Source organism: Sphingobacterium prati (genome assembly GCF_013167215.1).
In the GTDB taxonomy this organism is placed as follows: Bacteria; Bacteroidota; Bacteroidia; order Sphingobacteriales; family Sphingobacteriaceae; genus Sphingobacterium; species Sphingobacterium prati.
The window spans coordinates 932897-955084 of the sequence record NZ_JABJWY010000038.1 but is presented as its reverse complement, the minus strand read 5'-3'; the positions used below and the strand labels follow the sequence as shown (position 1 = coordinate 955084).

Genomic DNA, 22188 nt, shown 5'->3' with positions numbered 1-22188 from the left:
AAAAAAAAATCAAGTATTGTTTAGGATATCCTTCTATAATAATCCTATGCTTTATTGCAACAATGATACTATGCTTTGCTTCAATAATGCTACGGTATTGAATAATTACCGGCTAACTTTGATAAAAAGGGAGTAAAAATAACTAATATAAATCATATGAGCACAATTAAAAGACCATCGTTCAAGGAACGATATGACAATTACATTGGTGGTAAATTTGTAGCCCCAATCCGAGGAAAATATTTCGACAACATCTCGCCCGTAGATGGTAAAGTATATACACAGGTGGCCCATTCAACAAAAGAGGATCTAGATTTAGCCGTTGATACTGCGTCTAAGGCCTTTGAGACTTGGGGCAAGACATCCGCAACTGAACGGAGTATTATGCTCAACAAGATCGCCGACCGCATCGAGGCTAATCTGGAATATATTGCCGCAGTAGAAACGATAGATAACGGAAAAGCAGTACGCGAAACATTAAATGCTGATATCCCTCTCGCTATTGATCATTTTAGATACTTTGCAGGCGTAATCCGTGCGGAAGAGGGATCTATAACTGAACTGGACAGCAACACTGTTTCCTTGATTGTACACGAACCGATCGGCGTTATCGCCCAAATCATTCCCTGGAACTTCCCGATTCTAATGGCTGTCTGGAAGCTAGCTCCAGCTCTGGCTGCTGGTAATACAGTTGTTTTAAAGCCTGCAGAAAGCACACCGACATCCATCCTGATTCTGATGGAAATTATTGGTGACCTCATACCCGCTGGTGTGGTAAATATTGTCAACGGTTTCGGTTCCGAACTAGGCAGAGCCTTGATAACGAATCCTAAAGTCGCGAAGGCAGCCTTTACAGGATCCACCGCCACGGGTCGATTAGTCATGCAATACGCCACAGAAAATATCATACCCGTAACACTTGAATTGGGCGGCAAATCCCCAAACTTATTCTTCAGTTCTGTCATGGACGCTGATGATGCATTTCTAGACAAAGCGATCGAAGGAGCTGTTTTATTCGCCCTTAATCAAGGTGAAATATGCACCTGCCCGTCGCGGTTATTAGTGCAGGAGGACATCTACGATAAGTTTATTGCCCGAGTTATCGATCGGGTCAATCAGATCAAAGTTGGTGACCCACTGGATCCAACAACAATGATGGGAGCCCAAGCTTCCAAAATACAAAAGGACAAAATTATGTCTTATATTACACTGGGCAAACAAGAAGGAGCTGAAGTGTTAACTGGCGGAGACGAAAATAATGTAGGCGCAGGCTTTGAAGAAGGTTATTATATCAAACCAACGCTATTCAAGGGAAATAATAAAATGCGTATCTTTCAGGAAGAGATTTTTGGACCTGTCTTGGCGGTTACAACATTCAAAGATGAACAGGAAGCTATTGCTATCGCCAACGATACGATGTATGGTCTCGGAGCCGGTGTATGGACCAGAGATGCACATCAGCTTTATCAGGTTCCACGTGCCATTCAGGCCGGCCGCGTATGGGTCAATCAATATCACTCTTACCCAGCAGGCGCTCCATTTGGAGGCTACAAACAATCAGGAATTGGCAGAGAAAATCACAAGATGATGCTTGCCCATTATCGTCAGGCAAAAAATATGTTAATTTCATACAGCAAGGAGAAACTAGGGTTCTTTTAACGATGGTCAACAGAATAGATAGTACGGACAAAGCTAAGGATCTCATTCATACCCTTGAAGCACAACACGGTGCATTGATGTTTTATCAGGCAGGGGGCTGCTGTGAAGGTACCCAGCCCCAATGTTTTGAAAAAGGGGGATATTTTCCCCGGATGAATGACGCCATGATTGGATTGGTTGAAGGATATGAGTTTTGGGTAGACCGAGATTTGTTTGAGTATTGGAAACATGCCCATTTCACCCTTGATGTATTGGAGGGATTTGGACCAGGTGGTTTTTCTTTGGAAACACCATTAGGCAAAACCTTTAAAGTACACTATCGGCTCTTTACCGAAGAAGAATTAAAAGAACTTAGTCCGATCAAACGAAGTGAATAAATACAAAAACGGGTGGTTTACACCATCCGTTTTTCTAAACCTTTGCCATCACGGACAAAAGTCGCCCCGCCCATACAATAGGCAGGCTATTCGATATCTAAACCTTCTAAAACAGGGATCGGCTGTTTATTTTCATCCAAAGCAACAAAGGTAAAAACACCTTCTATAGCGAGTTCACGTCCTTCATTATACATATGCTCCAAGAATATTTCAACTTTCACTTTGAGACTGGTACGCCCGACATTCTGGACACGTGCAATAGCCTCAATAATACTTCCAGAAGGAATTGCTTTGTTAAAATCAATACGGTCAGTGGATACAGTCACTAAAGTTTTCCGGCAGAATCTCGTTGCCGCCATGAAAGACACTTCATCCATAATGGACATCGCCTTACCGCCGAATAAGGTATCGTGATGATTGGTCAAAAACGGGAATACGGTTGTACATACATGCGTTTCCGATAAATCAATACGTTCTTGTAAAGTCATTTATTGTTTATTTTTGTGAATTTAAGAGACCACAAATGTAAGGCTATCCAAATACTGTAAAGTCATTTTTATCCAATATTTTCTTCAATATCCACGCCTATCCCCTTCAGTAACAAGGAAGCATTGAAGATCTTACACTCTCCAGTCTTCAATTTGTAATCAAACAGCATTTGCCCTTCATTCACCTGAATATCAAAATGATAATTTTTGATCGCTCCGGAAAACTCCTGTTCCAAGCTGGACAGCTGCAAATCATGCGTAGCTACCATCCCTTTGCCATCCAAGCGGACTAATTGTTTGATAATTGCACGAGATCCCAAATACTTATCCACCGAATTTGTTCCACGTAACATTTCATCAATCAGAAAAAAACTATCTATATGGGAGGCCACTGTATCCAATATAAATTTCATCCGGTTGAGCTCCGCCTTAAATGTAGATGTACTTTCGTTCAAATTATCTTTGATGCGCATGTAAGATATTAGCTTATAGACCGGTAGCCGAAATGAAACAGCAGCAACACTTGCTCCTGCATAGGCAAGAATTGCGTTAATTCCAATTGTTCGCAAGAACGTACTTTTTCCCGCCATATTGGATCCGGTCACCAATGCGACCCGATGATCCCTACTTGTATAATCATTAGCGACAACTTGTTCATTCGGAATAAGCGGATGATAAATGCCCGCTGCATCAATCTTGTCTTCATTTGGGTTGTCTAAAATGACAGGGTAGACGTAATTTGGATGATTTCTTTTCCAAATAGCAAGGCTATTCACAGTTTCAACCTTTGCCAAAGTATCAAAAGAATTTAAAATCTCATGTTGATACCTGTTCTTCCAATCAACGATAGCCAGTACCTGTCTAAAATCCCACAGCAAAAAGAGGTTTAGAAATAGTCCAACAAATACATTATTACGTGCATCCAGATTATTGATCAGTGCGGCGAGTTTTTTAAAAGCTTTTGAAATAGGTTCAGCATGATTCCCTTGCTTTAATTCGTTCGCCATTTCCTGTAGAGAGGCGGATTTCCACGCATGGCTTTCAATAGCCTGTATGGCATCCGCATAGGATCCCAGTATTCCACCTATCTTGTCTATTCTTGAGGAGAATAAACTTACACTACCTGCTTTGGCAAAAGCCCAAAGCACATGGAACAGCCCCAATATGGTGGCGACAGCAGTAAATTTGGGAATAAAAAAGCTCCCAACAAGCGCCACCGCAAATAAAGCCGGACCAACCTTGACATACATGCGCATGAAACCATTTCCAAAGTTAAAATTCCGGTCTTGAAAATAATTGGACAAAAACGCTTTAATATCCAGTTTATGATTTAGGTTTGCCAGCAGTTTTGCCTGAAAATCCCATATCCATTCAGATTCATTTTCCAATTCTTTCGATGCTTCCTGATTGCGCCGGATCTGTTCCTTGTCCAGAGGAGCACTTAACCAAGATGCCAGTAGATCAATACCCTGTTTTGTCGTCGAGCGGTTCAATTGAGCAAATAAAGAATGGGAGCCAAATACGTCCATATCCGAACTATAAGGATGGTTGCCATCTTCAAATTGCTCTCCATGGGCATACATATTCGTTTTCCCTTCTGCTATGGTCTGTTCGTTGGAAATCACCTTTAAATAGGCTTCAAAATAATTTTTCTGAAGTTCCAGTTGACTTTGCCGGCGCACTAAATAAGCAAAAAAGAATAGCAAGGCAAAGAAACAAAAGAAGACCAAGGGTAGACTTTCCAACTGAAAAGTATAAAACAACAGCGCTCCACCCCCAAGAATGACGATTAGCCGACTTAAACTCAAGGCATTAACCTGCTTATTTAATTTTAAGAGCGTTGACGCAATTTCTTGATGCTTTTGCGCATATAATGTAGCGATTGAATTCATTCCTAAATATTTATTTTCCATCAAGCAAAAGGTTTTCATGTTCTATTTTGAATAAGTTCCTTCAGCTACCAGGCCTGATCACCTACCAAAGGAACAAAACGAAATGTATCTAACTCAATTCGATCAAAATCATTTTCTCCCACACGAATTATTGTTACCATCTTCTGAGACTTCTCGTCCCCTACCGGAATTACGAAAATCCCCCCCACTTTCAACTGTTTAAGCATGATTTCTGGTACAAAAGGAGCTCCTGCAGTGACGATAATTTTATCGTAAGGAGCATGTTCTGCAATCCCCTTAGAGCCATCTCCCAAAAAGAAATTAGCCTTATATCCCATATAAGGTAATACCTGAATTGTCCGTTGGTACAGGTTTTCTTGGCGTTCTATTGTATACACTTCAGCACCAAGTTCAAGTAAAATACATGTTTGGTAACCGGATCCAGTCCCTATTTCCAGTACCTTATCCCCCCTTTTCACGTGGAGCAATTCCGATTGATAAGCAACCGTATAGGGTTGGGAGATCGTCTGTCCATCGCCGATTGGAAAAGCAATATCCCGGTAAGCCTGATTCCAAAAGGTTTCATCAAAGAAAAAATGACGTGGCACCTTCCCAATGGCTTCCAGTACTTTCTGGTCTTCAATGCCTCTTCCTTTTAGGTGCTCGACCAATTTCTTGCGTGCACCTCTTTCCCGATAATTATCAATAAACTTATACGCCATGATGTTTCAAATTTACTTTTAAAAAGGGATATTTGACCGAACTATTCACAAATCACTTAACTTCAAGCCAATACATGAAAGACATACCAATTACATAACTGAACATTTCCCCAATAAAATCATAACTGCAAAATAATTAACAAGTTAAAACATATCATTTCATAATCTCAGCGCGGGACGCCAATTTACGATACCAGACAAAATTTACATAAATGCACAATTAATAAGGGTCGACGTCTACCTGAACACGAACCCCGCTATTTGTTTTATCAAGTTCAAAATCCAATAACACCGACCGGATCAATTCCTTTACCTTCGCAATACTGATATTTGTGCGTTCAATCTTGAGTGTAATGGTCTGAATAAAATTATTCCGTACGCGGGACACCAATGGTGGCTCAGGCCCCAATACCCTTGCCCCTAATTGCTGGCGCAATGCCGAAGCAAAACGATTGGCGGAATCGTGGCATTTTTGAAAATCAGTATGCTTAATATCAATACGAATAAGGCGGTAAAAAGGAGGGTAAAGGTAATTCTTGCGCTCTGTGATTTCCGTCATAAACATCCCCTCATAATCATTGTTAACAACCTGTTCCAGAACCCTGTGCTTTGTTGTATAACTTTGAATAATTACTCTTCCGCCAGCTTCCCGCCGACCTGCCCGTCCTGCGACTTGGGAAAACAGGGAAAAAGAACGTTCATAAGCGCGAAAATCAGGAAAATTAATAATTGTATCCGCGTTGACAACACCAATCAAGCTGACACGTCCAAAATCCAGCCCTTTGGCCACCATTTGCGTACCAATCAGCACATCAAACTCATGTTCATCAAAAGCTGTAATAATCTTGTCAAATCCATACTTCCCTTTTGTGGAATCCAGGTCTAACCGACCAATGCGAATCGCAGGCATAAGCAGTTCCAATTCCTCTTCCACCCGTTCTGTCCCGAAGCCTTTACTTTCGATGTGAGGCATACCACAGGCCGGGCACACCCGAATTGGGGGTTCAACATGCCCACAGTAATGGCAATGCATCATATTAGAGCTTTTGTGATACGTTAAGCTGACGTCGCAATTCACGCATTTAGCAACAAAACCACAGGTATTACATTGGATCATGGTGGTGTGTCCACGCCTATTCTGAAACAGGATAACTTGTTCCTTGTTCTTAACGGCTTCTTCAATGGCTTTTAACAGCGTTCCCGAAAAATATGAAAACATATTTTCCTTTCGCCCTTCTTCTGGAATATTGACGAGTTCGACACTGGGCAATTGCGCGTTACCATAGCGTTCCAACAGCTGTACAAACCCGTACTTTTTTGCTTTGGCGTTATAATAACTTTCCAACGATGGTGTTGCGGAACCCAATAATACCTTTGTCTGATGCAAAAAGCCAAGATAAATCGCAGTATCACGAGCATGGTAACGGGGCGCTGGATCGAATTGCTTGTATGAACTTTCGTGCTCTTCATCAACAATGATAATTCCCAGATCCTGAAAAGGAAGGAATACGGAGGACCGGGCGCCGATAACAACATGAAACTCATTTTTCATCACTTTATGCCATACTTCAGCCCGTTCGTTATCATTGAACTTAGAGTGATAAACCCCCAGCTTATCGCCAAAATGCAGCTTTAATCGAGCTGTAATCTGCGCTGTCAGTGCAATCTCCGGCAAAAGGTATAAAGCTGATTTTCCCTCCGCTATAGCCTGTTCTATAAGTCTTATATAAATCTGAGTTTTCCCTGAAGCAGTCACTCCATGTAAAAGTGTTACTTCCTTCTCTTCAAAAGATGCATTAATTTCGTCAAAAACTCGCTGTTGGTTTTCGTTGAATTGAAAGTTAGCATCCAATTCTACATCTTCTCCCTGAAACCGCGATACGACTTTTTCTTTTATTTCAAATACACCTTTGTCAATCAATGCTGTGATGGCGCCATTGCCACAGCCCGAAGCTTCCGCCAACATGGCACGTGTAATCTCTTCAGTCTTCTTAACAAGCTGCATAAATGCCAACACCGCATCTTGCTGTTTTGGCGCACGATTAAGACTATCAAGTAGTTCACGCTTCGCATCTTCATGTTTAAAGTCCGGTGCAAAACGTAGAAATGCCTTTGTTTTAGGTTTATATCTTTCTGTTATTTCCTCTGAGATCAGGACAATCCCTTTGTCAAACAATTGTTTTAATATTGGAAAGACCGTTTTCTGTCCCAGTAACTTCACAATATCATTCACCTTAAGCTCTCCTGCTACTTCCAGCGCCTCAATTATCATAAATTCTTTATCAGAGAGTGTCGAACGATCGAATTCTGTTGTCATAGAAGAGACCACCTTCGTTTCACTTGCTAATTTTAATGCCGCTGGAAGTGCGGCTTGCATGACTTCCCCCAAACTACACATATAATAGTCAGCTAGCCAATCCCACAACTTAAATTGCGCTAAATTGACGATAGGTCTGTCATCAATGATATCCAAGATATATTTCGCCTCATACTGCAGTGGGGCTTCTTTGCTTATCGATTTCACGACAGCCGAATAAATTTTGTTTCGTCCAAATTGCACAATGACCCGCACCCCCACCTGTATCCGGTCATTCCAATCAACTGGAATCCGGTAAGTATATGTTCGTGCCAAGGCTAGCGGTAGAACCACATCAATAAACAAGGTATCTCTTTCACTAAAAATCGAAGATTGTGGATTGGACATAATTTCTTATTATGGGATAAAAATACAAAAAAAGAGAAAGAAAGAACAGCGCAGCCATCCATCTAAAAGAAAGCCCTCCCGGGCTTTCAGTCCCGGGAAGGCTCTTTATTAATCAAGCTTGCGCGCTTTATTTATTTCGAATAATAGGATTACGACTTATTTTTCAGCGCGGCTACAAATAAGGCGATCCAACCAATAATCAAGGACAAACCTCCCAAAGGAGTAATAGGCCCCAAAATAGCTGGATTTCCGAAACCGGTTATCTCCCGGATACTAAGCACATATAATGATCCCGAAAAAAAGCAAATACCAACGATAAAAGCGATAAAAGAAACTTTGATCGAATAGGTTTTTGCCCGCGAAAAAGTAGATAAAAATAACAACGCAAAAGTATGATAGAAATGATACTGATTTGCAGTTTTCCAAGTTTCGATATGATATGCACTTACCTTTCCTTCTAGGCCGTGGGCACCAAAGGCTCCTAATATTACAGCTAATGCTCCCAACAACGAAGCGGCTAAAATGATTTTCTTATTCATTAGATTAAAGTGAATGCTGAAAACGTGTTTCTCGGATAAATGTATTAAAAACAGAGCAAAATAAGGAATATTTTGTTAAATTTATATTACAAAGCGCTATAATCGGGATGAATTTATAGCGCTTCCCGCATATTTTTATTAGGTTTGTTTTTACATAGGGAACCGTCATCAGCTTAATACAGATGATTACCCATTACCATCAAGATACAAATCGAAAGAAACGCGCTCATTTATACCATTTAAAGATGAGCACCCATAAATATTTATTCTGATGAAAAAAACAATAGTCATCACTATTCTACTATTCATAGCCGTCATTGCGGCAACGATTTATCTTTTCGGAGATTTTAACAAAAACAACAAACAGGATTCCAAGGCTTTACAATACTTACCTGAAAACACGCTCGCCATCGCATCTTTTGCCAATGACGAGACCGTAGATACGATATTTAACGGCTATGAGCCATTCAAAGCCATTCTGGGACAAGGAAATTTTAGCAACCTCGAACGATTAAAAGCCGAATTGTTACAAAGCGAACAACTCGACCCTTTCGTCGCTGGGCAACAGATATTGTTGTCCTTTCACCAGGAAAAAGATCAGCTAACAGCACTTTATAGTATACAAATCGGCCAAAGTCTGGACAATAGCTCGCTGGCTACCCTTATCGGGCAGATGGGAAATAATTACAAAGTTCAGCCTTTTGATACATTGGGTCAACGATTCTATGGCCTCAATAAAGGAGTAAAAGACAGTACACTCTATTGTACCTATTCCCATGAGATTATTTTTGCCAGCTATTCAAAACAGGTCCTTGCACAAATCTTCGATAAGAATATAAAAAAAATCAACGCCAAACAGATTGAATTCTTTGTCAATCATAACAATAAAAATACACCGCTCAGTTTATATTTTTTCAATGAGCAAGTAGCACAAGTTGCACGGATATTGATGAAATCAAAATTTGGCACTTACCTCAATTTAATTGACTCCCTGAAAGGACAAAGCTCCTGGAATATGAACTTCAAACAGGATGCCCTGATCTTTAAAGGGGAAACAGATCTTACCGGAAGCAAGAACAGTTATCTTCAGTTATTTGCCAATCAAACCGCCCAGGTGCAGGCGCTAGGAAACTATTTACCAAAAAACGCTGCATCATATATTGATTTTAGCATTTCAGATGCATCTAGTTTTCATTCAGGCTTAAAAGAGCTATTGATCAAGCAAAACGAATACGATCGTGTGAACAAAAGCATTAAGAATTTTGAAGATGATACTAAAGTATCATTTGACAGTGTTATCACGCCTATTTTTAATGATGAATTTGCATTGGCTGAATTGGACAATCAAGATGTCCTTGGCTTGATCAGCCTATCGGATTCCAGTCTATTTGCAAATAATTTTAAGAAATTCAGTTCATCTGTCGGTGACTCAATCTACCAATTTAAATATGCTAACTTATTGTATGCCGCATTTGGAGAACCGTTCAAAGGCTTCACAAAGCCTTATTTTACCATCGTTGACAATATCATGGTCGTCGCTAGCAGGACAGGAATTCTACGGGATTATCGTGAATCGTTCCGGGAAAAGCAGTTCTTATCGGGAACTTCTGTTTTCAAGAATCATGCAGCTTTACAAAATAGCCGTAGCAATGTCACCTTTTATTTGGAGCCCAAAGCCGGTAAAAGCAATATTTTGGATAACCTAAAATCCGATTATGCGAAGAATTTTAAAGATGAGGAGCAATTTGGTTTCCAAAATTTTTATTCATGGTCTTACCAATTAAGCGGCAATCAGGGGACATTTGCTTCCAGCTTATATGGGCTTTATAAAAGTGATACACGCTTGGGTGGAAAGCCAGAGTGGACTGTCCAGCTTGAAAACCGAATCATCAATAAACCGTGGGTTTTGGATCAGGATGGTAAAAACAAATTCATCATGATCCAGGAACAGGACCATACCGTACATGCTTTTTCGCCTGATGGAAAAGAGCTTTGGCAGAATCTATTCCAAGGCGAGATCTTGGGTGAACCAGTTCAATTACAAGATCTCAGTATCATCATTGTCACCAAAAGCCGGTTGTACCGGATTATGCCTGACGGAAAAAATGTGAATGGATTTTCGGTCGAGTTACCTTATAGTGCAAGCTATGGCGCTACCGTAACCAACTTCAATAAAGAACAACGTATCTATATTCCAGCCACGGATCGCATTTTGGCTTTCACTTTAGATGGCAAGAAAGTGGAAGGAATGGAGAATAATACTGTTGATAGCCGTATTCTTTTTGACCTCAAAACAACTACTTTGGTGCAGACCAATTATCTAATCGCGGGTACTAGTACCGCTTCTGTTTATTTTTTCAATGAAAACGGTAAGATCATTCGCAAACAGACCCTGGATACAGATGGCGAAAGTGTGAAGAACCCCATTGGATTAGTAGCCGCTTCGGATGAAAAAAATTCATTTGTTTATGTTGCCGATAATAAAGGCAGTGTTTTTAAGGTTCCATTTGAAGGTGAAGCGAAAAAAATAAAATTAGGAAGTTGGGGCAAAGACGCGTTCTTTAATTTCGAAGATATTAGTGGTGGCGCAGATAGAGATTTTGTCATTTTAGCCAACAATAAATTGAATGCCTATAGTGCTAGAGATTCCTCTTCTTATTTTGAATATAAATTCATTGAAGAAACCAGTAATAGACCATTATTCTTTAAACGTATCGGAAAGTCCGATGTGTTGGGCGTTGGTACTGACAATCGCATGATTTATGTCTTTGGATCGGATGGTTTGGTACAAGAAGGATTCCCAATAGAAGGCTTTTCAAAGTTCTATTATGGACGGATTAACTACGGCGACAATGCCAATTATTTGATTTGTATGAAAAAGGATTTTAAGGTTTATGTATACAAATTTTAAGAAGCTGAAAACCAATTTTTTAAATCAAAAACAAAACAGAATAAGATGCGAAAGATCTTTATAAAAAATTTGTCTAATCTAAATTTTTTATAGTAGGTTTGCAGACTTAATATGACTATGCTAAAATCGGAAGAATTAAAAGAATTATTGGCTGAACCAAAGCGTATTGTGATCACCACACATTACAAACCAGATGGAGATGCATTGGGTTCGTCGTTGGGATTATATTTTTGGTTGATCGCAAAGGGACATCAGGTTAATCTAATTGTACCATCAGATTTTCCGGCATTTTTAGACTGGCTACCGGGTTTAGAAAATGTACAAATTTACACGCAGGACACCAACCTTCATAATCAACAGATCGACTCGGCCGATTTAATATTCTGCCTGGACTTCAATGGTCTGTCCCGTATCCATGAGATGGGAGAGCCGATTCGCCAGGCCAAGGGGATTAAATGCATGATTGATCATCATCTGGATCCAGAAGGATTTGAAGATTATGCCTTTTGGGATCCATCTGCGGCAGCAACTGCACAACTAATCTATCGTTTTCTAGTGAGTGAGATGCATGATGAAGATAGTATCAGTGCCGAGATGGCAACTTGTCTTTATACAGGTATTATGACCGATACAGGTTCCTTCCGTTTTCGCTCCACCACCTCCGAAATACACCGTATCATTGCGACCCTGATTGATTGTGGCGCACAAAACTGGGCGATCCATGAAGAAATATACAATAGCTCTTCGGAGAGCCGTCTAAAATTTCTGGGCTTTTGCCTACTCAATCGTCTTGAAGTTATTCATGAGTACAATACGGCTGTCATTCATGTCACCAAAGAAGACCTCAATCAATTTCAGGTCATCACTGGGGATACAGAAGGCTTGGTCAATTACGCACTTTCCATTAAAGGAATTCGATTAGCAGCGTTAATTATTGACAGAAATGAACAAATTAAACTATCTTTGCGATCGATTGGAGAAGTTCCCTGTAATGAAATTTGTAAATTGTATTTCAACGGGGGCGGTCATCTCAATGCTTCGGGCGGAAATTCGAAAGATAGTCTGAATGTTGTGATTGCAAAATTCAAATCGGTTTTACCAAATTATAAAGAAATATTAACAAAATAAGATATCGTAACATACATTAGAAAATGAAGAAAGCAATTCTATTTTTCGCGGCTGCCGGTCTTTTGATGACGTCATGCCAAAAATTCAAAAAGGCTGAAGGTGGTCTTGAGTATAAAATCGTAGATGATAATGCAAAAGAGAAAGCAGTATCAGGCGATTTACTAGCAATCGACATTGTACAATCAACAGATAGAGATTCTGTCATGAGCAGCACTTACGAAATGGGAATTCCTCAGATCGTTCAATTATATCCAGATAGTATCATCGCAAAAAATCCTGGTGATCCAACGGGCTTATTCAAATATGTTGGTGAAGGCGATAGCTTGGTATTCAAAATCAATTTGGATTCCATGGCCGCAAAAACACATCAACCAAAACCTGAATTTGCTGACAAATTCTTAGTGTTCTCGATCAAAGTCAAAAAACACTTCAAAAAAGGAAAATTAACAGATCAACAATTGGGTGAGCAAGTTCAAAAATACTTTGAAGGGGAATTGAACAAGCATAAAGCAGCTGAACCAGCTAAACTTGAAAAATATATCAAGGACAAAAACCTGAAAACAACAAAAACAGCTTCAGGTCTTCAATATGTAATCACTAAACCCGGAACAGGAGCAAATGCTAAAGTAGGTGATTCCCTTCATGTAAATTATGTAGGTTCATTGACTACAGGACTTGTATTTGACACCAACCTTCCAGATGTTGCTAAGAAAGAGAAAATCTTTATGCCACAACGTCCTTACGAAGCATTGAAATTCCAATTGGGTGTTGACGGTGTTATCCCAGGATGGACTGAAGCATTCCAGTTGTTCAACAAAGGTACTAAAGCAACTTTAGTTATTCCTTCTTCTTTGGCTTATGGAGACCGTCCATCAGGTAAAATTCCTCCTTATGCACCATTGGTGTTTGAAGTTGAGGTATTGGATATCAAACCAGGTAAAGTTCCAGCTCCAGCGGCTACGGCTCCAGGCACTGCTGCTCCAACAGCAACAGCCCCTGCTGCAAAAGCTCCGGTAGCTAAAAAATAAATTGATAAAAATATCAACAAAAAAGAGAGCTGTTTCGCACCATGAAATGGCTCTCTTTTTGTTATATACCTCTCCTGCTTCTCCCTATAGGTAGGCAACAATAACGAACCTCCTATTTAATTTTCATTTTCTTAATTAATAAGTTATCTTTGCAGATCGAATTATAAATTTGGCAATTTAGCAAGCATCTTTATTCGATAATAATAAAAGAATTTTTACCCTAACCCGCTTTTGCCTCCACGCAGAGAACTATGTTGCTTACTGATACACATACACACATTTATTACCATGCAGGTTCAAATAAGTTGCAAGAACATTTACAACGCTGTTTAGACAATCATATCGAACGTCTTTTTTTGCCAAACGTGAATAGTGCTTCCATCAAACCTGTATTTGATACCGTTGCAGCTTATCCAGCCCATTGTTTTCCTATGCTAGGTTTACATCCCTGTGATGTTAAGGAAAACTATGTGGATGAATTAAATACCATCCGAAAGAGTTTGGAGAACAACCAAGTCTATGCCATAGGTGAAATCGGATTGGATCTTTATTGGGATAAAAGTACGCTAAACATCCAAAAAGATGCTTTTCGAACACAGGTAAAATGGGCAAAGGAGCTTAATTTACCGATAGATATTCATTGCCGCGAAGCCTTTACAGAATTGTTCGAATTATTGGAGGAGCTTAAGGATGATAAGCTATTTGGCATTCTCCATTGTTTCACAGGCACCTTGGAGCAAGCTCAACAGGCAATTGACTTAGGCTTTGCATTGGGAATTGGTGGCGTTGTCACCTTTAAAAAAGCAGGATTGGACAACGTTGTCAAACAAATCGATTTAAAACATATTGTGTTGGAAACCGATGCTCCTTACCTCGCTCCTGTCCCCTATCGTGGCAAAGAAAATGAAAGTAGTTATTTGATCCATATTGCCCAACAAGTAGCCGACCTACACGCGATTCCTATTGAGCAGGTGGCAGAAATTACAACAGCAAACTCAAAACGTATTTTTGGTATATAATCTATAGAATCCCATGCACAATATCTTTATCATCTACACCGGTGGAACCATAGGAATGGTCAAAGACGAAACGGGTACTTTTGTCCCCTTCGACTTCGAGCTGATCAAGCGTAATCTTCCTGATTTAAGCCGTCTGGATTATAAACTGACCGTACACTCTTTCGAACCAATCATCGACTCTTCCAACATGAAACCAGAGATCTGGATTGAAATGGCCCAGATCATCAAAGATAATTATGCGAACTACGATGGATTTGTCATTCTGCATGGTTCGGATACGATGGCATTTACGGCTTCGGTATTAAGTTTTATGCTGGAAGGGCTCCAAAAGCCAGTAATACTTTCTGGCTCACAATTGCCTATTGGAGAAATCCGTACTGATGCACGCGAAAATATGATGACAGCATTAGAAATTGCTTCTGCAAAACAGGATGGTGTTTCCATTATTCAGGAAGTATGCATCCTCTTTGACAATAAGCTATTCCGGGGAAATCGTTCATTTAAGTATAATTCAGCTAAGTTTGAAGCATTTAGATCACCAAACTATCCCGTATTGGTTGAAGCCGGTATCCATCTTAAATACAATACAGACGCCTTATTGAATAATATTGACAAAGAATTTATCCTACATACCAAGCTAGATAACCGTGTTGCCGTATTAAAGCTCTTTCCGGGAATATCTGCACAGACGATTAAATCTGTTCTTGATTCCGATGTGCGATCCATTGTAATGGAGACATTTGGATCGGGAAACACCACCACAGATAGCTGGTTTCTGGACCTATTGAAAGGTGCAATAGATCAGGGTAAAAATATCCTCAATATTTCGCAATGTAAGGTCGGTTCGGTTGAATTGGGAAGATACGAAACTTCACAAGGTCTGAAAGCCATTGGCGTACTCAACGGATACGACCTTACTTTTGAAGCTGCTGTCACCAAACTCATGTATCTTCAGGGTGAACTCGAAGATCAAAACGAAGTTGCTTACTGGATAGAAAAAGATATTCGTGGTGAACTGACCGTTAACGATTAGAAAAAGTACTAAAAGATAGGTATAAAGATTAAGGAAAAGGATCATGGACTGCGCAGAATAAGCTTAAGCTTACATACCTGACATCTTTGATCCTTATTCTTTACACCTTGCTCTTTATGCTAAAGCTTCTTATCTATTTCCGCCAGGACTTCAGCTACAACAAAATTACTCCCACCTACAAAAATCAAATCTCCTTTCTTATAAGCTGCTTTTGCGGCTGCAAATGCTTTCTGTACCGAAGCAAATTCTTCACCATACAAATCAAAGGTCACTGCCTCCTGACGCAGTAGATCCGCAGGCATTGCTCTCGGCATATCTGGTGCAGAAAAGTAATAAACTGCATCCTTGGGCAGATAAGGTAACATATGTGAAAGATCCTTATCCCGCATCGCTCCAATGACAAAGTGCAGCTTGTCATAGCGCGTGGCATTCAGGTTTTTTATGACCTCATGAATGCCGTCTTCATTATGTCCAGTGTCGCAGATCACAAACGGGTCTTTGGATAACTGTTGCCACCGCCCCTGAATACCCGTGGTAGATTGAACCTTCTTCAAGGCTTCATGCACATGAAGTGGGCTGATCTCAAATCCTTGCTTACGCAATTCGTCCACCGTCAAAAGAACACCAGCAAGATTCTTTACCTGATAGGAACCCTTTAGATCAAGCTGATAATGATCTACGGTTCCATGGCCATCGATCGCTTCAATGTTGAGGAAATCTTGATCAACTCCCAATGCCTTTGTTTGGTACACCTGAGACGCAAACTGAATAGGAGCAGCTTCAGCATGAGCCTTATCCAAAAATACAGCTGCCGTTTCGACAGCATACTCAGAAATTACAACAGGTATATTTTCTTTGATAATACCAGCTTTTTCGCTAGCGATCTCTCCCAGGGTATTTCCCAAGAGATTCATGTGGTCAAAACCGATATTGGTAATAACAGAAAGGACAGGCTGGATGATATTGGTGCTGTCCAATCGTCCACCAAGGCCAACTTCAATCACAGCAATATCAACTTTGCGTCTTTCAAAATAATCAAAAGCCATCGCTACTGTAATTTCGAAAAAAGAAGGTTGTACGTCCTCGATTAATTCCTTGTGCGTTTGAACAAAATCCGTCACAAATTGCTTTTCGCACATGGCGCCATTCACACGAATACGCTCTCTGAAATCCAGTAGATGCGGAGAAGTATAGAGGCCGGTTTTATAGCCTGCTTCCGCCAATATTGCCGCCAGCATATGAGAAGTAGATCCCTTACCATTTGTACCGGCGATATGTAAGGTTTTAAACTTTTGCTGCGGGTTGTCCAGCGCATTGCAAAGTCTGATGGTATTGTCAAGGTCTTTTTTGAAGGCTGAGGCACCATCCCTTGTAAACATAGGCAATCGAGTATATAGATACTCGATTGCCTCCTTATAAGCATTCATCTGAATGATTTTTATCTTAATCTAAAATTGAATACAATCCGCCCTGTTTGGGAATCAGGCGCATTAGGCAGCTGATTTAACCGTGCGCCCCGGACAGCACGTTCACATTTTTCCAACAATGTTGGATCCGTGATTGTAGTACCTTTTACTCCCGCTCGCGCATAGGTAATCACGCCTTGTTTATTCACTCTGAATTCCACGGCAACCTTTCCCGCTTGTTGACCATTGTCGTCAATGCTTGGGCGCTGGGTAAAACTACGGTTTTCAATAGACAACATCATGTTACCATTACCAGATCCACCCTCACCGTAATTGCTCGCCAAGGGATCGCCCAACTTAGAACCTTGGTTTCCCGGTGTCGTGCCAGTACCATCGCCAGCACCCTTGCCGTTATTTTTATTGCCTTTGAAAAGAGCTTTCGCGTTTGCCTGTGGTGCCACTTCTTTTGTCTGCTTAGTTGTTTCGGGAGCCTTTGACACAACTTTCTTTTCCGTTTTTGTGACCGCTGGAGCCTCTTCCATATCTTGCGTTGCAACTGCTTTTTCGGCAACTTGCTGCGTTGGTGTAGGTGTTGGAGTCTCCACAGGATCTATCCGATCCGGCCGCTCATTATTCGCGTTAGGATCAATAGAGGGTTCTTCTACGCTCATGTAATCGTCGCCCATCCCCTCTGGAGAAGTTCCATAGTTTACAATCATACCGCCCATACCATACTCATCCGGTTCCTGTGCCTTAAACACTACAAAGAAACCAATCAAAAGCAGTGATGCCATGACCAATGTAGATATTCCCAAAGCCTTAGGGAAATTATTTTCTTCATGTTGAAGGTGATATCGCATTGTATAAATCTCCTATATTAACATATGAGCAATAAACTTCAAAAAAGTTTAACTACTCCTATTTATCTTTTTTGGGCTCTGTCGCCAATACCACTTTCACTTTGAGACGATTAGCTACATCCATGACCGAAATTACATTCTGAATAGGGACTGTACTATCGACATAAAGCATAATAGTCAACTCTTCGCCACTGGACATCTGCGATTGGATTGCTGCTTCCAAGCCTTCTATGGGAACTGGATTTTTATCGATGAAATAGCCCAACTCCTTTGTAATAGAAACTGTAATTGTCTTTTTTGCGACAGATTGCTCCCCTGCACTTGATTTTGGCAGCAATAGCTTAACCACTTGCGGATTCGAAACTGCCGAGGCCAGCAGGAAAAACAACATCAAGAAAAACATGATGTCGTTTAACGCTGAAGTATGTACTTCGGCAGATGGTTTATTTTTTCTACTTCGTAAGTTCATTATCTTCCTGGTTCATCCAATAAATCAATAAATTCTACTGCATCGGTTTCCATACGTAAAATCAATCGTTCAACCATCATATTTAAGATATGATAGCCTAAATAAGCCAAGATACCAACAGCAAGTCCTGACGCTGAAGACACCATTTTCACATATAGACCACCGGATACGGATGCAATATCAATACCACCCGCCAATTCTACATCATGGAAAATCTTGATTACCCCAAAGATTGTACCAACGAAACCAAGCATTGGAGCGATACCCGCGATAATTCCCAACACATTGATGTTTTTCTCTAATTTGGCAACTTCTAATTTACCCACATTTTCGATGGCACCTTCAATATCTTTGATCGGTCTGCCGACGCGTAATAATCCCTTTTGCAACATTCGTCCCAAAGCTGAATTACTGGAGCGACAAACTGCCAATGCAGAGTCTAAATTTCCCGATAAAACATTTGCTTTCACCTGTGACATCAAACTATTATCGTATTTCGCTGCCCTGCGGATAGTCAGATAGCGTTCAAAGAAGATAACCAATCCGATAAAGAACAGTAAAAGGATTGGAATCATAATCCATCCTCCTTTGATCATCATATCGATCAAACTCATGTTTTCTGTACTAGCAGCAGCAGGTAATGGTTGTTGCGCAGCTTGATTAAACGTATCCACAGCAGCCCTTGCTGTATCTTGCACTAATGACATAATTATTAATAGTTTTATATAGTTTCTATAATGTTTCTACCCACGCACCTTGAATTTTCTTTTCCACAGATTTTTGAGCGAGATCCGCCTCCTCTTTTGTCATGTAGGTATTCAAGATGACTTTTTTTCTATTCCTTTTATACTTTCCTTCCACTGCACGTGCTGTTTTATAACCCAGTTGACGAAGGCGTTTTGCTTCCTCCTCTGCCTGAACCATTGTCCGAGCCGAACCGATAACAACCTGATATTTTGGCTGTGCAACAGGTATGGATTCTTTGATGACGGGATCCGCTTGCAAAACGGGAGCTTTCTTAGCCGTTACTGTATTCTTGCCCGCGACTGCTGTACCGTTTAACGAATCTGTAGTGGTTTTTGCTAGCGAATCGACGTTTTTTAAACTATCCGCCGCAAGTGCATTGGACGCTGTATCACTGATCGGTGGGTTGTTTTTCTGAACGATTGTGTCGCCCGCAGGTTTTAATGCAGGCTGCACTCCTCCAAACAGTGAATTTTTCAATCCTGGATTCGTATATAACACCCCTACAGCTATCATGACCAGTACAATGGCTGCTGTTATCCAATACCAGATTGCATTCGAATTACGCGCTTCCTCCGCATCGATATCAGGAACATAAGTAGAGTTTGCTGTTGCAATAGCACCTACTTCCTTTTGTGAAGGAAATTGTTGTTCATCAGGTACTGGGTTATCAACCGTATTATCTACAACAGGCACTGCCACGGCATCCGATAGTCCGGTATCTGCGGAATTGACCTCCTCCTCAGTTCCGGGCGCCGTAGACTCAACGATCGATTCAAGAGCAGGTTCAATGGCAGGAAGCGGATCTTCATTGTCTAAAGCGACAGGCTCATGTTCTTCGTGTTCAGCTTCTACTTCAGATTCAGCATCCACATCCTCTTCAACATCGGGAACGGCTTCAACCTCGACAAAAGGTTCCGCCTCATTGCTCACTTCAACGGATGATTCCGCTGTCATGGATTCAGCAGGCTCAGCAAGTGCGTGTTCGTCCTCCCGTACTGGGATAACCGTTTCAATTTCGGGTCCAACAAGGTTGGCAACAGGCTGAAAATTAAAACCCGATAGATCCAAAGGTTTAAATACCAAACTAGAGCCATAGCTAATCAACAGACCAAGGTCATCCAGCTTCACCTGCCCAAATTGTCCTAAGTCATTCCGTAATACTTCGACTGTATCGTCAAGAATTTGTTGTGCCTGCCCCAAACTCAGGTTTTCCTGTTGTTGGATATAATGCACCATATTGAATCCCTGCTCCGCAGAATAGTCTAACTCGACGTAGGAAATGGGCGGCAAAAACACATTGTTCTGTTTATCAAATTGAGCCGGAGAATGAATTCTTTTGAACACACCTATCCCGGGCACGTATACTTCCGCATAGCGTCTTAATAAACTATTGATGTTTTTGCCTAGATTCATTGTTCTATGATTTAAAATGCAAATTTATAATCTTAATTCGTTAAAAAGAATAATTAAGACCACCAATTACATTGAATCCCAATCTTGGATAATACATGTAACGCTCATATTCCTTTCCAAAGATATTATTTGCTTTAACAAAAACACCAAATTGTTTTTTAATCCGGTATTCAGCACCAGCATTTAAATCTGCAAAAGAAGCAATGGTCACCTTATGGCCACTATCTGTTATGCGATTACCATCGGTATTGTAATCGTAAACATAGGCATAGGTATTTCCTTGGCTAGAAAGCTCTGCATCAACAAAGAATTTATCTGAGATATTGAAACGCGCGTTGGCTTGCAACCTAAATTTCGGTAAACCCCAGGCCTCTTCCTCATCACTCAGATTATAGTCATCAATAAATACTTTACCACCTAGATTAACCAATTGTGATAAGCGTACGTTGATCTCCCCTTCCAGTCCCATATGCTTGGCTTTGTTGATCTGACCATCATATACCACATCAAAAGCCCAAGGAATATACCCATCCTGACCATTGCCAAATGCACTATTTTTAAACAAAGGAAGTCCTTCGATCTGTTTGTAAAATACCTTTACTTTATAACCAAATGTCGCACCTGCATTACCTTTTAAACCACCATATACATTCAATTTTTCGATGGAATTGGCGATCCTCACATTTGGTGCCAGATAAGGGTTTTCTTTTGCAAAGTTTCGGAATGAAGCTTGTCTCACATTACCATTAACACCGGCAAATAATGAGATGTATTCCGGAGCCAAAGAAAAATCAGCTTCCACTGACGGGAAAACATTGAAACGAGACTCATCGCCAAATTCAGAAGTCAGGTTGGCACCCAACGTGACATTATAATTATCACCTTTAAATCGGATATACGGATTGATCAGAAACATATTGTTCTTTACATTTGCCGTATCATTTTCGTTTTTGACATCGTTCATGGTCACGCTCAGGTTAGCGCCCACATTGAAAGCGCTCATGCGCTTGTTCAAATATCCAGACAAAGCGAAAGAGTTTTCTTTTGCTTTGTAGGCATCCTTAAACAAGTAACCATCTACTTTTGCAGAGTAGCTCAACGCTTGCTCATTCTTCGGGTCAACGTTACTTGCCAGCTCACCGTTTAGATAGATATCAGTAAATGTTTGTTTGTCCGGTGAGGTATTCAATAAAGTAGTGCCGGGTTGATCAAAGGTTTGACCGTAGAAGTTTGTACCGTATCTATTGTAGCCGATTGTACCTTTTACAGTCACGGCATCCAACACGCGGCGTCCAAAAATACCGACGTCCTGCGTACTGAATTTCTGTCCTTCAATATTACCTTTTTGGCTCAAATGTTTTGCGAATAAACCAAAACGTGTATTTTCAAACTGTTCAGACGCTAAGTACGCTTCCCCTAAGATTGAGTTATAATTACCTATACCAAATTTAACATAGTTGCTGCTTTGTTCAAAAGGTTGTGCAAATGGTATTTCCTGCACATTCAATTGTTTAAGACCAGTATTGATATCCAATTTTTTATCAATAATATTCCCATAGCTCAATTTGGGCTGATATTCCCGTTTGTTAGTCATATCAGGACTACGACGGATCTTAACAGCATCTGCAAGAATTGGCTTGTAATCACGAACAACATCAAAAGAATCAATAGTGACCGGTTTTTCAGGATCATTCTTCTTGCCTGTTTCTTGTGCAAAAGAATTCAATCCCACGCCCATCAAAAGCGCTGCTAAGGTATATTTCTTCACATTTCTATTTTGCAACTTCTTCATT

The 22188-nt window shown here is 40.5% G+C and carries 18 protein-coding genes; 7 read left to right on the top strand and 11 right to left on the bottom strand.

Features of this window, described 5'->3' with window-relative positions:
* The first annotated feature begins 156 nt into the window (after positions 1-156).
* Entirely contained in the window at positions 157-1659 is a 1503-nt protein-coding gene (locus HPC41_RS23135; protein WP_172396433.1) for an aldehyde dehydrogenase family protein, read from the top strand.
* A 2-nt stretch (positions 1660-1661) separates the two neighbouring features.
* Entirely contained in the window at positions 1662-2036 is a 375-nt protein-coding gene (locus tag HPC41_RS23130; RefSeq protein ID WP_172396432.1) for a DUF779 domain-containing protein, read from the top strand.
* Positions 2037-2122: 86 nt separating this feature from the next.
* On the opposite strand, the gene HPC41_RS23125 is transcribed toward HPC41_RS23130, so the two are convergent.
* The 5 genes from HPC41_RS23125 to HPC41_RS23105 all read right to left on the bottom strand — a co-directional run bounded on the left by HPC41_RS23125 (position 2123) and on the right by HPC41_RS23105 (position 8381).
* Positions 2123-2524, bottom strand: a complete 402-nt coding sequence (locus HPC41_RS23125) for an acyl-CoA thioesterase (protein WP_172396431.1) — start codon at positions 2522-2524, stop codon at positions 2123-2125.
* A gap of 68 nt (positions 2525-2592) precedes the next feature.
* A complete protein-coding gene (locus HPC41_RS23120; RefSeq protein WP_246250981.1) occupies positions 2593-4437 on the bottom strand; it encodes a MutS-related protein in 1845 nt (614 codons plus the stop codon).
* Between the two features lie 44 nt (positions 4438-4481).
* Positions 4482-5138, bottom strand: coding sequence for a protein-L-isoaspartate(D-aspartate) O-methyltransferase (locus HPC41_RS23115; protein ID WP_172396430.1), 657 nt, complete (start codon positions 5136-5138; stop codon positions 4482-4484).
* Positions 5139-5358: 220 nt separating this feature from the next.
* Entirely contained in the window at positions 5359-7842 is a 2484-nt protein-coding gene (gene priA / locus HPC41_RS23110; protein ID WP_172396429.1) for a replication restart helicase PriA, read from the bottom strand.
* 149 nt (positions 7843-7991) lie between these two features.
* A complete protein-coding gene (locus HPC41_RS23105; protein ID WP_172396428.1) occupies positions 7992-8381 on the bottom strand; it encodes a DUF423 domain-containing protein in 390 nt (129 codons plus the stop codon).
* A 271-nt stretch (positions 8382-8652) separates the two neighbouring features.
* Here HPC41_RS23105 and HPC41_RS23100 point away from each other — a divergent pair, with 271 nt between their 5' ends.
* The 5 genes from HPC41_RS23100 to HPC41_RS23080 all read left to right on the top strand — a co-directional run bounded on the left by HPC41_RS23100 (position 8653) and on the right by HPC41_RS23080 (position 15500).
* The gene (locus tag HPC41_RS23100; RefSeq protein ID WP_172396427.1) at positions 8653-11292 is read left to right on the top strand and encodes a hypothetical protein; all 2640 of its coding nucleotides are present in this window, start codon (positions 8653-8655) and stop codon (positions 11290-11292) included.
* Positions 11293-11409: 117 nt separating this feature from the next.
* Positions 11410-12420: a DHH family phosphoesterase gene (locus tag HPC41_RS23095; RefSeq protein ID WP_172396478.1), complete on the top strand. Its 1011-nt coding sequence runs from the start codon at positions 11410-11412 to the stop codon at positions 12418-12420.
* Between the two features lie 23 nt (positions 12421-12443).
* On the top strand, positions 12444-13448 hold the full coding sequence (locus tag HPC41_RS23090; protein ID WP_172396426.1) for an FKBP-type peptidyl-prolyl cis-trans isomerase: 1005 nt from the start codon (positions 12444-12446) through the stop codon (positions 13446-13448).
* Positions 13449-13699: 251 nt separating this feature from the next.
* Positions 13700-14467, top strand: coding sequence for a TatD family hydrolase (locus HPC41_RS23085; protein ID WP_172396425.1), 768 nt, complete (start codon positions 13700-13702; stop codon positions 14465-14467).
* 13 nt (positions 14468-14480) lie between these two features.
* A complete protein-coding gene (locus HPC41_RS23080; protein WP_172396424.1) occupies positions 14481-15500 on the top strand; it encodes an asparaginase in 1020 nt (339 codons plus the stop codon).
* 119 nt (positions 15501-15619) lie between these two features.
* Here the strand turns inward: HPC41_RS23080 and HPC41_RS23075 are convergent, their stop codons facing one another.
* The 6 genes from HPC41_RS23075 to HPC41_RS23050 are packed head-to-tail and all read right to left on the bottom strand — an operon-like array spanning position 15620 to position 22187.
* Positions 15620-16927 (bottom strand): bifunctional folylpolyglutamate synthase/dihydrofolate synthase, encoded by a 1308-nt coding sequence (locus tag HPC41_RS23075; RefSeq protein WP_172396423.1) that lies wholly within the window; start codon positions 16925-16927, stop codon positions 15620-15622.
* 11 nt (positions 16928-16938) lie between these two features.
* Positions 16939-17766 (bottom strand): energy transducer TonB, encoded by an 828-nt coding sequence (locus HPC41_RS23070; RefSeq protein WP_172396422.1) that lies wholly within the window; start codon positions 17764-17766, stop codon positions 16939-16941.
* A gap of 58 nt (positions 17767-17824) precedes the next feature.
* On the bottom strand, positions 17825-18235 hold the full coding sequence (locus HPC41_RS23065; protein ID WP_172396421.1) for an ExbD/TolR family protein: 411 nt from the start codon (positions 18233-18235) through the stop codon (positions 17825-17827).
* Complete coding sequence (locus HPC41_RS23060; RefSeq protein WP_172396420.1) at positions 18235-18942, bottom strand: MotA/TolQ/ExbB proton channel family protein; 708 nt, start codon at positions 18940-18942, stop codon at positions 18235-18237. Before HPC41_RS23060 ends, HPC41_RS23065 begins: the two co-directional genes overlap by 1 nt.
* Positions 18943-18967: 25 nt before the next feature.
* The gene (locus tag HPC41_RS23055) at positions 18968-20395 is read right to left on the bottom strand and encodes an HU domain-containing protein (protein WP_172396419.1); all 1428 of its coding nucleotides are present in this window, start codon (positions 20393-20395) and stop codon (positions 18968-18970) included.
* A 40-nt stretch (positions 20396-20435) separates the two neighbouring features.
* Positions 20436-22187: a porin family protein gene (locus HPC41_RS23050; RefSeq protein ID WP_172396418.1), complete on the bottom strand. Its 1752-nt coding sequence runs from the start codon at positions 22185-22187 to the stop codon at positions 20436-20438.
* Position 22188: the final 1 nt, after the last annotated feature.